The organism is Paenibacillus sp. FSL R5-0713 (genome assembly GCF_037973325.1).
Taxonomy (GTDB): Bacteria; Bacillota; Bacilli; order Paenibacillales; family Paenibacillaceae; genus Paenibacillus.
This window is the reverse complement of record NZ_CP150229.1, coordinates 286,737-299,413: the sequence shown is the minus strand read 5'-3', so window position 1 is coordinate 299,413 and position 12,677 is coordinate 286,737. Positions and strand designations below refer to the sequence as shown.

The window sequence follows — 12,677 nt, the reverse complement described above, 5'->3', positions numbered from 1 at the left end:
TCCGTTCTTAACGCATGTTACCGATGATGGATGATCTTGAATCCTGCATTTTTTTGATAAAGTTTGTCATTACGTCAAATGCTTCATTACGCTTGTTGGACAGGGACTGCAGACGAAGCATGTCCATCTGTTGGGAATTGCTTGCAGCATCAATTTGGCCTTTCAGCTTCTGAATAGCTGCTTCATCCCCGTTTTGTTGAGCTATCGACAATTGTGCATTCAAATCTGCAATATAATTGTTGCGGTTCTGTACTTCCTGAATTTGTGTCTGCAATTGGGCATCCAATAATTTGGTGCGTTCTTGTTGAACCAACATCAAAGCAGTTTCGATATCCATACTTTGAATATTAGCCATAGAAATACTAGAGATATTCGAATTAGAGATTGTGCTTGCCGAGGCTGAAGAGACGATGGAGACTGCAGCGACAACAGCAACTGCTGTTGAAGCGAAAAATTTACCTGAACGTTTCATTTGTGTTCCTCCGAGTCCCTATGTAATATGTACCAGTTTTTTGTTGGTATCTTCCGCCATTCTAAATCAAAAGAACTAGTTGTACAATCAAATTAACATCAAAATTGAATTAATTTTGATAACCCTTACACATGCCTACCTCCGCTTACAAATTGAGTAAATTAAACAGCGCATTATAAGTAAACGTGCATTCTCAAAGGGCATATTAACTACGACTAGATTGTTCTTTACGCCTACGCTTGAAAGTAACAATGGAGATCGAAGATACGTTCATGATTTTACTTTAGAACATGGTTATGTTATGTTTAATAATATATTTTACACAATTTAATTTTGTGATACTTAATATAAATGAATGTTATACACTTTACGGGAGGTTTTTATATGAAAAAGATACTGGTTGTTCTAACAAATGTAGATAAATACGCAACGAAGGACGAACCTACCGGCTTGTGGCTGAGCGAAGCAACTCACTTTATTGAAGAGTTTGACCATAATGACAATGTTCAGATCGATCTGGTTAGCCCTAAAGGGGGTAACGTACCTCTTGATCCGAAAAGTCTGGGTGAATCCCTGGATGAAAGCACCAAAGCCTATTTCGAGAACGAAACATTCATGAACCAATTGAAGAACACGTTGAAACCTGGCGAAGTGAATGCAAGTGATTATGATGCGATCTACTTCACAGGGGGTCACGGTACCATGTGGGATTTCCCGGACAATGCGGAACTCCAAGAGCTTTCTCGTGAAATCTATGAAAAAGGTGGCGTTGTATCCGGTGTGTGCCACGGGGTTACAGCCCTGCTGAACGTGAAGTTGTCCAACGGCTTACTCTTGATCAAAGACAAAACCGTCTCCGGCTTCACGAATGAAGAGGAAGCATTGGCACAACAAACCGAATATGTTCCTTTCCTGCTGGAAGATGCTTTGAGAGAACGTGCCGCACAGTACGATAAAGCTGCTGCCTTCAGCTCTTATGTCACAACAGATGGCCGCGTGGTCACAGGACAGAATCCGCAATCCAGCAAAGCAGTAGCTGAAAGTGTTAAACAACTGCTGGGTCTGTAAAATAAACCGATCAATCCCTCTACTCCCCCCAGGAGATTATATAGATGTAAAAGCAAAACAGCATGTGATCCGTCATGACCTGACAGAACACATGCTGTTTTTTTAATGATTTGCTTGTGTCGAAGCTTCCGTCGCAGTTCCTCTAGCCAGTCGCTTCACGATATAAGGCACGGTCACCGATGTCAGGATCACGGCAAACGCAATCTGAGCGATGGCTGTGTCCACATAGGGCGCATATGCCGGATTGAACCCAGCAGCCATTGAAGGTACCACCATAGACAATCCAGCAACCGAACATGTCGCAGCTGCTGCATAACCGGGCCGCCTTAATAACGCACGATCGATTCCAATGAGCGGCAGCATGCAGATCAGCAAAAATAACACCGTGACCAGCAAACCGGATAGACTGGATTGAAATGCAATGCGCAGATCAATATTGGACCCAAAGCTTGTGCCCAGGAAAGGCAGCAGAATCAGTGTTCCCGGAGCGAACATCTTCTGTATATTACTGTCCAGATTGCCAAGCAATATGCCGATGAAGAAAGGCACCAGGGTAGCAAGGACACTGAGGTAATCGATACCGACACCGCTTGCCGAATTCAATATCATGACCGGAATAACCGGAACGGCAATCAGGTTCAGAATACCAAACGCAGCACGATCCACATCATCCCCGTACGTATTCATCAAGGCCAGATATAATCCCGGATTACAACTGGTCAGAACAGCAATGAAAGCTACCGCAGACACGCCTCCAACCCCACTAATGCCAAAAAAGTGTACAAACGCCCAGCCGAACAGACAGCTGATAAGAATACGTGAAATACAAAGTACCCCTGCTCTTTTCAAGGTCACCAGAAGCTGTGACAGATTGAGCTGTGTTCCGGACACGAGCAAAATCATGCCAATCAGCACCATGGTACCTTTCGATGTGAATAGTGCTGTCGTTGGATCTCCGATCTGAAACAACGATGGAAACACCGTGTTGACGACCGCGGCGGCAAGCATGGGAACAATCAGCAAGCCGCCGGGAATTTTTTTGATTCGGCCCAGAATATTCATGACCTGTTACAGTTCTGCTCCGTTGGTACGGATCACATTCTGATACCAGAAGAACGAATCTTTCCGATATCTTTGCAGCGTACCACTGCCATAGTCATCCTGATCCACGTAGATAAATCCGTACCGTTTGCTCATCTCGGAAGTCCCTGAACTGATCATGTCGATCGGCCCCCACATGGTGTAACCCAACACTTCGACCCCATCCGCAATGGCGAGTCCCATCTGTTCAATATGTTTGCTCAGGAAATCAATCCGATAGGGATCGTTGATCGTTCCGTCCTCATTCAGCTTGTCGTAGAAGCCTGAGCTGTTCTCCAGAATGAAGACCGGTTTTTGATACCGATCATAGACGAGATTAAGCGTATACCGCAGGCCAATCGGATCAATCTGCCAACCCCACTCGTTTGCAGGCAAATGCGGGTTTTTGTAGACACTGTGTACGTTCCCGGCTGTTAATTCAAGTTGTTCGGTATCACTACTGGAAATCATGGAGTTGTAATACGACATCCCCACGAAGTCAGCCGTATGTGCGCGAATGGTATCCAGATCGCCGTCCTCGATGTTCAACTGGATCTCCTTGTTTTTGAAATACGTTTTACTATAGTAAGGGTACTCGCCTTTATTGAGCACATCCAGATAGAATTGATTTTTCATCTGATCATCCTGCTGCATCTGAAGTGCATCCTCCGGCTTGCATGTGTACGGATACGTTGTAAAATAAGCCACCATACTTCCGATCTGGTTATTCGGATCAATCTCATGAGCCATCTTGGTTGCTCTGGACGCAGCTACAAATTGATGGTGCAGCCCTTGGAACAGCATTTCCTCATAATTCGTAGCATCATAATCAATGATTCCCAGCGTTTTGGCCGATGCTTTCACGCTCATGTTGATCTCGTTGAACGTCACCCAATATTTCACTTTGCCCTTGTAGCGCTTGAACAGCACATCACAATAGTTTACATACAGATCAATCAACTTGCGGTTGTACCATCCTCCGAACTTGTCCATCAGTACAATCGGTGTATCAAAGTGGCTGATGGTAATCAGGGGCTCCATGCCCTGTTTTAGACATTCATCAATAACCTGATCATAGAACTCCAGTGCCTTTTCATTCGGAGCAGCATCGTCGCCACCTGGAAATACTCTGGCCCATGAAATGGAATAACGGAATACTTTGAAGCCCATCTCGGCGAACAAGGCGATATCCTCACGGAAGTTATGATAAAAATCGATCCCCCGACGCTTTGGATATTTAACCGTATCCGGGTCGTTCCGGGCCTCTTCAATCATCTCCCAATTCACCCTGATCTGCTTGGTCACCTTGCGGTCGTTCTTCTCATTAAACTTCATCACTTCTGGAATGGTTAGGCTCTTGCCATCGACATTATAAGCACCTTCAGCCTGACAGGCAGAAAGCGCCCCGCCCCACAAAAAATCTTTTGGAAAATTAGAATGAGTCATTTTAGTTTCCTCCTGTTATTACGTGTTGTTTAAATGGTTTATTTAACGTTCTATGGGATTAGCTTGATCAGAGCTTCACTCTCCCGGATCGGGCCGCTGGTCGCTGTAGTCAGCACGTCCCCATACTGTTGCATGTTGGTCACCACAATGGATGTAATGGTGTTATAACCTGCTGTCGTAATGCCCTCTGGATCAAACTCTACCAATAAATCGCCAGCCTTGATGGTCTGTCCCTGTTCGATATGGGCGGTAAAATATTTGCCTTTGAGGCTGACGGTGTCAACCCCGATATGAATGAGGATCTCGACACCATTCGCCGCCTTCAATCCGATGGCATGTTTGGTACGATAAAGGGCCTCGACTACTCCGTCAAATGGAGCATATACCTTGCCATCTGTCGGAACAATCGCAATACCTTTACCCATTAACTCTTGGGCAAATGCCTGATCTTCCACTTCAGAGATCGGTTTGATTTCCCCTGTCATCGGACTAACGATAAGCATGTCAGAAGAAGTGAATGTCTGTGATAATACTGACTCTGGAGTTACCTCTGTGGCAGTAACGGTTGGAGTGCTATTTACTCCACCAGTGGTTTGCTGCTTCAACTTGGCTCCTTCTGCATCTTCCTTGATGCCTGCCATCAGCGTGAAGACAAAACCGAGTACAACAGCAGCAATACAACCAATAACAACATACATGTAACGATCCGATGAATACGTACCAATTGCCAATAAACCTGGAAGTGAAATAGCATTCGCTGTGGTATGCACCAAGCTGTAGAATCCACCGACTAATCCACCTGCAAGACAACCTGCGAAAAAAGGACTTTTATATTTGAGTGTTACCCCATAGATCGCCGGCTCGGTGATTCCGAACAACGCGGTGAATCCACTCGAAGCAGCCGCTGATTTCATCGTTTTACTCTTCGTCAGTACAAACACACCGAAGGCTGCTCCAGCCTGAGCCAAATTCGCTGCCAGTGCCGTTGGTAACAGCACGGTTGCACCCAGTGTAGCCACTTGTTGAACCTGAATAGGCATGATGGCATAGTGCATACCGAACATGACCATAATCGGTTTGAAAAATCCAAGAATCGCACCAGCAAGGACACCTGCGGTTGAGAACAATGAATTAATGCCATTGGTCAACCAGTCACCGATATATGAACCTACTGGACCAAGCACGATTAGTTCCACTGGAATCATAATGAACAAAACAATCATTGGGGTAAGCAGGACCTGTAGAAACTTGGGAATCACTCGATTGACGATTGGATACACATAACTCATAATCCATACCGCCAAAATGATTGGAATGACGGAAGAGGAATATTTCATCAACAGAATCGGCAAGCCGAGAAAATCAATACGGTTTACACCCGTCTCAGCAATCTGAGCCGCAGCGTTCAAAATGGTTGGATGCATGAGTCCCGCAGCGAGAGCTACCGCCAAATAGGGATTCGTTTTGAAACGGTTTGCTGCACTAACTGCCAGGAAGAATGGCATGAAGTAGAAAATACAGTCCCCGATCATGTTAATGATCGTTAGGAATCCAGAGCCTTCCAAGTAACCCATGGCAGTTATAACGGTAGCCACACATTTGATCATCCCGCAACCAACGAGCGCTGGCAGAACAGGCGTGAATATACCTGCGATGGTTTCAAGCACGACATTGACGGGGTTACGTCTCTTTTTCGGTCCACTATCTGCAGACTCCATAAGTTCGCCAATATGGTCAGAGGTAAGATTTTTCATTTCACTGTAGACTGCATCTACCCTGGCACCGATGACAACCTGAATCTGCCCCCCGGAATTCTGTGCCTTAAGCACGCCTTCGAGCTGATCCAGCGCCTTGAGGTCTGCTTTGTGATCATCCTTCAGTACAAATCTCAAACGGGTTGCACAGTGTGTCAGACCCGATATATTTTGCTCGCCGCCAACGAGTTCAAGTACGTTTTTAGCCAATTCTTTGTTGTTCATGACCCTTCTCCTCTACATCAATAAATTGGATATATAAAAAATGACCAAGCCGGGGAATCGTCATTCCCTACGCTTGGTCATGCCTGATCGAATCAGTAACAGTCCAATATGGATTATTCGGTTAGTTCCTTCACTAGTTCATTCTGTTGGTTCATTTGAGATCAATCGTTGAATATGCAAGATCAAATATAATTTTTCATCATCCGAACAGGTCCAGCCATAGTTATTTTTCAGAAAATCCGCAATCTTCTCCACACAAGCGAGTTCCTTCGGAAACTTCTCCTTCACCATCAGGAAAAGCGATTCATTCTCGTCTTTGAGCGATTTACCGCTCATCTGCCTCAGAATGAAATACCGGATATGTGTGGCAAAGCGCATGAAATGGATGGAATCCTCTTGAAAGTCAATTTTGAGCGCATACTTGATCACGGACAGGATCTCGCCCGTAACTGTGGTTACCTTGGTGGTATCACTCATCTCTCCAGAGCCCACCTGTGCATTGACAAAGTGCAGAGCAATCAGTGTTGTTTCGGCTGTCGGCAGAGCGATATCCGTTTTTTCCTGAATCAGCTTCAGCGCAGCCTCTCCCACCCGGGTCTCGTCCGGATAGAGTGTCCGCACTTCCCATTCCAGTGGGTTTTTGATACGTATGCCTTCTTTGGTCCGGGTTAATGCAAAACTGATATGGTCAGACAGGGTGAGAAGCAGATTCGGGTTAAATGTTTTATTCAGGATCTGACTGCCCAGCTTGATGACTTCCTCCGCGAGATAAATATCCTCAATTGGGATACTGTTCAGCAGATCATACATCCGAATGTTCTTCGGAGCTACGAATATTTTCTCCACCAAGTCCGTCTCCGTCAGCTCATAAGGCGTTTTCAGAAATCCTACACCCTTACCTACAACAAATACCTCTTCGTTATGTTCATTAATAGCAATGGCCACGTTATTGTTTACTTTCTTGATAACCTTCAATGTTCTCACCCCCCAACAAAAATAAAAAAAGACCGAAAGCGATTACAGTTAAGCAATCGAATTCGGTCATGCCTGGTTTCCCCAGTAACAGTCCGTGTTATGAATATAAGTTTATTATAGTGCTGTTTTTGAAAAAGTCAATCATGCAATCTTCAGGATAAATCAACCTTTCTTAGCATTGAAGGGATCGTAGAGAACCGATACGTCATATATAACAACGCTCTTTTTTAAAAATTATAAAAAGAAAATGTGACCATATGCCCCGCCCGCCAGTCTAATTCATATCAAAACCAGCCAAGTGCTGACTTCATTCCTCCCAATACGAAAGGAGCTGTTATCCATGGATTCAACCGATCTCGTTAACCAGGCCATCCAAGGAGATCGTGAAGCCTTTATCCGGCTTATTCGAGACATTGAGAACGCTTTGTACAATACAGCAAAATCCATGCTGCGAAAAGAGGAGGACGTGGCCGATGCCATTCAGGAGACCATTCTGAACGCATATAAATCGGTGCCCACGCTCCGGGAACCCCGGTATTTCAAAACCTGGCTGTTTCGGATCCTCATCAATGAATGCAACACGATCCTGTCCCGCCGCTCTCTATCCACCGCTTATGCGGAGGTACCTTCAGAAAAGCGGGAGCATTCTAGTCCCTACGATGAGGTCGATATGCGAGAAGCAGTAGACCGACTGGAGGAATCGAAACGAATTGTAGTCGTTTTGCATTATTTTGAGGACCTATCCCTGCGTCAAGTCGCCGATGCGCTGAATATTTCCGAAAGTGCAGTGAAAATGAGACTTACTCGGGCAAGGCAGGAGTTATATCAAAAATTCAAAAATTTTCGGGAGGTAAACTTACATGTCAAACCCGTTTAATATCGATCAGGAATTAAAGAACCAAGCGAAGGAGCGTCCTCTGATGTCTGAACTTGTGCGTAACCGGATTGATGCCACACTGGACTCTCTGCCGGCTTCCCCAAACACATTAAAAACCGAACAAAATTTGCGCTCCAGTCGCCGGAACAAGCGATGGAACAAGGCTGCAGCTGCGACGATCGCAGCCGGAGTATTGGGCGTGACCGTATTTGCATCCGGCTTTGTGTCACCGGCCATGGCCGCCTCCTTGCGCAACATCCCACTTGTAGGAAGCCTCTTCAGCTCAATCGAAGCCGATATGGGTCTGCGAACGGCGGGCAACGACGGCTTGACTACCCCTGTTAACAGCAAGGTCGCTTACCAGGATGTGAAGCTGGAAGTCCTTGAAACGGTTTATGATGGTACCCGTGCTGCATTCCTGGTCCATTTCACTGCGCCGAATCTGAATCAGGGTGAATATGACAATGGCAAGGACATTGTGAAACTGAGCAGTGGTATTGAGAATGTCTTTTTCAAAGTCGACGGGTCCCTCTCGGATAGCGGTATGTTCTATAGTTCGGTAGGAGAAACGCAGCCGAATACACTGCTCTTTGAGCAGGTCATTTCCTCCGATCAGGGAACGGCACAATTGCCGGATCAGTTCGAGGCGAAGGTTCAATTGACGTTGCAAGGCATCGATCATGAGTTCGAGTTGACGGTTCCTTTTGCCAAATCAACAGAAAACGTTCATCAGGTTCTGCCTAACACAGCCATGACCAACGATGTGTATACAGCCGCTGTTACGGAAGCGGAGGTTACCCCTGTCACCACCCGCTTAACTACCGTGATTGGGTTGAACGATAAGAGTACACTTACGGCAAAAGAGGAAGAACAGCTGCGTCACATCGGATTCGCCGTCTATGATGATCAGGGGCGGCAGCTAACCGCTCTCAGCGGCGAAGGCCTATACGAGGGGAACCAACTGAAATCGGAACGCATATATGCCACAACTGCCAAGGATGTAAAATATCTGATAGTGAAACCTTTCAAGATCAAGGATGATTTTACGGAAGAGGTTAAAGACACTCAATTCATCAAGGGAATGGAAATGAAGATTCAGCTTCAATAGCCTGATCTCATTTCTGTGGAGGAGCCATCGCATGTCCATCCAATATTCAATCTCATCTCCCATCGTACTTGGTCCACTATTCGTTCTGGTCCTGCTCGCCCTGATGCTCCATGCCAGGGTGAGCAAAACCAGATATACGGTCAGACAATATGTGTCGATGCTCACATTTTCCATATATATGTTGAGCGTTATGCACTTTGTATTTTTCCCTATCGACGTGAACATCGGAATCTATGCCAATCAGACCCCATGGTATCAGAGCATTCAATGGATTCCGCTTCTGACTGCAGATGCACCAAGCTTTCTCCTCAACATTGTGCTGTTTATGCCACTGGGGTTCATGCTTCCTTTCATCAAGCCTTGGATTCACTCGATACGAACAGCAGCATTCGCAGGATTGAGCGTAAGTTTCCTCATCGAAATAACACAGTTGCTGCTCCGAGCAACCTTAGGCAACGGTCGCAGCACCGATCTGAACGATTTGATAGCCAATACAACAGGATGTGTTCTTGGTTATGTCATCCTGAATATGTTAACAAAAAGTTCCATCGGACAGCGCCTGCTGGCCCTATGGGAGTCACCACGGGGAGTATCATCCAAAGATATGCAGTAAAATGAATATGAACAAGCATAAAGCCCCTGAAGGCAAAACATGGTCCATACACCAAGATGAAAAAAGCCGTCTGCTATGGTACAATGAAGGAATTGTGTATTCAGAGACAGACATGTGGATAAAGGCCATGAACGAAGGATTTCTGATGCGCTTTTATCCATTCATCATGCTGCCATTTTAGGGAGGCTTATGGAACAACCATGCTCATTATTGGTATCGCCGGAGGAACCGGCTCCGGTAAAACGACGGTAGCTCGCTCCGTCATCGACCGTCTGGGATCAGGTAAAGTCACGTTTATATCCCAAGACAATTATTACAAAGACCAGTCGCAGCTCACACCTGAGCAACGCCGACTCACCAATTACGATCACCCATTTGCATTCGATAATGATCTGTTGATTGAGCATCTCACTTTGTTGAAAAAAGGCCAAGCGGCGTATGCTCCCGTATATGACTTCACCATAGATAATCGTGCTGCCAATGAGACGGTTGAACTGGCACCGAACCATATTGTCATTGTAGAAGGATTGCATGTGCTGATTGACGAACATCTTCGCAGTCTGATGGACATCAAAGTATTTGTTGATACCGACTCCGATGTGCGCATTCTGCGCAGAGTACTGCGGGACATTGAAGAGCGCGGACGCACGATCCAATCCGTGTACAAACAATATCTCGAAACGGTAAAACCGATGCACGATGCTTTTATCGAGCCATCCAAAAAGTATGCCGATATCATTATTCCAGAAGGCGGACATAATGAAGTAGGTATTCAGATGTTATCCATCCTCACCGAGAAATATCTCACTGGGGAAAATTGGAACGGCGCTTAATTTGCTGCAAAACAGCACAACAGAAATCCAGGTTACGATACCGCGTAATCTGGATTTTTTGTTAATTATTCATTTATAATAATCCCATAATTGAAAGGAGATCTCTCCCTATGGCTACTTTTGAAGAGTTTATGCAGCATGACATCCGGGTTGGTACAGTGGTGGAAGCCGAACCCTTCCCCACGGCTCGCATACCCGCTATTAAAATGACAATTGACTTCGGACCACTTGGTCTTAAACGCTCCAGTGCTCAGATTACCCAACGATATACGCCTGACATGATCATCGGCAAACAGGTTGTTGCTGTAGTTAATTTCCCACCTCGCCGGATTGCCGGTTTTGTCTCTGAAGTACTTGTGCTGGGCGGCGTGCCTGGTGAAGGCGATGTAGTCTTGCTCACACCAGATAGCACATTGCCTAATGGAACACCGATAGCCTGACTTAATATTGAATAAGAAGAATATGGGCTTTTCAAATGTTTGGAAATCGAGTATTCTTGATGTATTGATGATTGATGAAGGAACTACATATGTTAGAGACCTTAAAGCATAAGGCTATGAATCTGCGGATTCGTGGCCTTTTTTTGTGTTTTTTTGAGGGAATATAGGTCTGGAGAATTAGTAAGAGTGGTGTGGAGAGGAGAAAACATATTGATAAATCATACCAACAGCCTAGTATTACATGGTAGAATATTCATTAATATTACAAATTTAGTATCTAGTAACCTAAACCGTACATACCAAAGACAACAAACGACAATGGAGAGGAGTAAGATTCATGAAAAAAATGATGATTTCCGGCGTAACGGCATTGGCTATATTAACAGGGGGGATCGTAGGTTTTGGAGCCATTGGCAATCCTGTAGAAGCTGCACAAGCTACAACTAAATTCAAAGACGTTCCGGCTACACACTGGGCATCGTCAGCGATTAATTCGGCCGTGGAACAAGGTTATTTCAAGGGGTATGCTGACGGGACATTTAAACCAAGTTCACCGGTCACCAAAGCTGAAATGGCAAGTATCCTGGGCCGTTTATCCGATCAGCCTAATGCATCGACACAAGAATCAAACAATTTTACAGATATACCCGAGTGGGCAAAAAGTGGTGTCTCTACGGCTATCGCGAAAGGCTTTATCAACCCTTCCAGTTACAAGGGAAAACTGGATGCACAGGGCGCTCTTCAACGAGGCGAGATGGCAACTTGGCTGACACAAGGGCTAACGGTGGTTGATCCCGAGTACAAGCAAGCACTCTCTGATGTGACCAACACCGTTGTGCCTGCAAAGGAATATTTCACAGGCAAACTCGCAAGCGCTCAAAAAAATGCAGTTGCCGTTGCTCTGGGAACAGGACTGATGAGTGTAGCCAACGATAAAACATTTGGCGTCGATCGTACGACAACACGAGCTGAAGTAGCTGTATTGATCGCACGTTATGCAGCAGTTATGAAGACAAAACCTGCTGATTTTCAGGGGCTGAATGAGCTGCGAGCGGTGGGCTTGACGGGAACGAATCTGAGTATTATTGCGCCATCTTACAAAAAAACGCCTGAGAAAAAGGTTGGACCCGACGTTGACTACAGTGAGGTTACAGACGACTTCTCGAAAGTTCGTAATAAAAATATTATTACAGATACTAAATATGCCGATCTCAAGATAAAAAATTGGATTATTGTTAATACCTTTGCAAAGGGTTCTGAAAGGAGTATATATTACCCTGTTTTTGTAGATGAGGGATACACCTTGGTACGAGGAGCTTATTATTCTTTTGCGGAACTTGAATTGAACGTGAAAAGTACTACCATGAATGCACTACAAGCCGGAAGTTTACTTAATTCAGCAACAATTAATCCTATGAATTCTCCAACTTCGAAAGCCTTTGCTGCATATGCTGGGCCCGTAATTAATGATTTCACAAAAACTAGAGGTGTATTCGCTGTTAATAATCCAGTCTACTGGAGTAGAGGACTCTTACATTTTGATAAAGAACTTACTTTTGCTGTCAGTCTTGTGACCAAAGAAGGACCCGCTTACAGCGTAATAGCCACAGATTAGAGGGATTATATTTGAAGGGAAAAAAAGCTGTTAAAAAAATGGCGTTGTTCGTGTTATCACTCGTATTACTTGTATCATCAGTAACTCAGGCCTCTGCAGGTGGAGGACCTGGAATTAAACCGGAAATAAACACATTCCATATGGAGCCTTCTACACCAGCGAAGTCACAAA

At 45.2% G+C, this 12,677-nt stretch carries 13 protein-coding genes; 8 read left to right on the top strand and 5 right to left on the bottom strand.

The genetic code is table 11. The features are described 5' to 3' along the window. Positions 1 to 7: 7 nt before the first annotated feature. Positions 8 to 472: a hypothetical protein gene (locus tag MKZ12_RS01360; protein WP_339239113.1), complete on the bottom strand. Its 465-nt coding sequence runs from the start codon at positions 470 to 472 to the stop codon at positions 8 to 10. A 384-nt stretch (positions 473 to 856) separates the two neighbouring features. Here MKZ12_RS01360 and MKZ12_RS01355 point away from each other — a divergent pair, with 384 nt between their 5' ends. Further along, complete coding sequence (locus MKZ12_RS01355; protein ID WP_339258355.1) at positions 857 to 1,540, top strand: type 1 glutamine amidotransferase domain-containing protein; 684 nt, start codon at positions 857 to 859, stop codon at positions 1,538 to 1,540. 102 nt (positions 1,541 to 1,642) lie between these two features. Here the strand turns inward: MKZ12_RS01355 and MKZ12_RS01350 are convergent, their stop codons facing one another. The 4 genes from MKZ12_RS01350 to MKZ12_RS01335 all read right to left on the bottom strand — a co-directional run bounded on the left by MKZ12_RS01350 (position 1,643) and on the right by MKZ12_RS01335 (position 7,029). Further along, positions 1,643 to 2,602 (bottom strand): 2-keto-3-deoxygluconate permease, encoded by a 960-nt coding sequence (locus MKZ12_RS01350; protein WP_339258353.1) that lies wholly within the window; start codon positions 2,600 to 2,602, stop codon positions 1,643 to 1,645. A gap of 6 nt (positions 2,603 to 2,608) precedes the next feature. Next, positions 2,609 to 4,066 carry a family 1 glycosylhydrolase gene (locus tag MKZ12_RS01345; protein ID WP_339258352.1) on the bottom strand — a complete coding sequence of 486 codons (1,458 nt, stop codon included), beginning with the start codon at positions 4,064 to 4,066 and terminating at the stop codon, positions 2,609 to 2,611. A gap of 50 nt (positions 4,067 to 4,116) precedes the next feature. Next, positions 4,117 to 6,045 carry a beta-glucoside-specific PTS transporter subunit IIABC gene (locus MKZ12_RS01340; RefSeq protein WP_339258351.1) on the bottom strand — a complete coding sequence of 643 codons (1,929 nt, stop codon included), beginning with the start codon at positions 6,043 to 6,045 and terminating at the stop codon, positions 4,117 to 4,119. 138 nt (positions 6,046 to 6,183) lie between these two features. Beyond that, complete coding sequence (locus MKZ12_RS01335; protein ID WP_311768645.1) at positions 6,184 to 7,029, bottom strand: PRD domain-containing protein; 846 nt, start codon at positions 7,027 to 7,029, stop codon at positions 6,184 to 6,186. A 331-nt stretch (positions 7,030 to 7,360) separates the two neighbouring features. On the opposite strand from MKZ12_RS01335, the gene MKZ12_RS01330 reads away from it, so the two are divergent. The 7 genes from MKZ12_RS01330 to MKZ12_RS01300 all read left to right on the top strand — a co-directional run bounded on the left by MKZ12_RS01330 (position 7,361) and on the right by MKZ12_RS01300 (position 12,506). Further along, a complete protein-coding gene (locus MKZ12_RS01330; protein ID WP_339239107.1) occupies positions 7,361 to 7,897 on the top strand; it encodes a sigma-70 family RNA polymerase sigma factor in 537 nt (178 codons plus the stop codon). Next, complete coding sequence (locus MKZ12_RS01325) at positions 7,881 to 9,005, top strand: DUF4179 domain-containing protein (RefSeq protein ID WP_339239106.1); 1,125 nt, start codon at positions 7,881 to 7,883, stop codon at positions 9,003 to 9,005. The genes MKZ12_RS01330 and MKZ12_RS01325 overlap by 17 nt, the downstream gene beginning before the upstream one ends. A 31-nt stretch (positions 9,006 to 9,036) precedes the next feature. Then, the gene (locus MKZ12_RS01320; RefSeq protein WP_339258349.1) at positions 9,037 to 9,618 is read left to right on the top strand and encodes a VanZ family protein; all 582 of its coding nucleotides are present in this window, start codon (positions 9,037 to 9,039) and stop codon (positions 9,616 to 9,618) included. Positions 9,619 to 9,625: 7 nt separating this feature from the next. Continuing rightward, complete coding sequence (locus tag MKZ12_RS01315) at positions 9,626 to 9,799, top strand: hypothetical protein (RefSeq protein WP_339258348.1); 174 nt, start codon at positions 9,626 to 9,628, stop codon at positions 9,797 to 9,799. A gap of 19 nt (positions 9,800 to 9,818) precedes the next feature. Further along, complete coding sequence (gene udk / locus MKZ12_RS01310; RefSeq protein ID WP_017691162.1) at positions 9,819 to 10,451, top strand: uridine kinase; 633 nt, start codon at positions 9,819 to 9,821, stop codon at positions 10,449 to 10,451. Between the two features lie 110 nt (positions 10,452 to 10,561). After that, positions 10,562 to 10,891: a chaperone CsaA gene (gene csaA / locus MKZ12_RS01305; protein WP_339258346.1), complete on the top strand. Its 330-nt coding sequence runs from the start codon at positions 10,562 to 10,564 to the stop codon at positions 10,889 to 10,891. Between the two features lie 337 nt (positions 10,892 to 11,228). Then, positions 11,229 to 12,506, top strand: a complete 1,278-nt coding sequence (locus tag MKZ12_RS01300; protein WP_339258344.1) for an S-layer homology domain-containing protein — start codon at positions 11,229 to 11,231, stop codon at positions 12,504 to 12,506. The last annotated feature ends 171 nt before the right edge of the window (positions 12,507 to 12,677 follow it).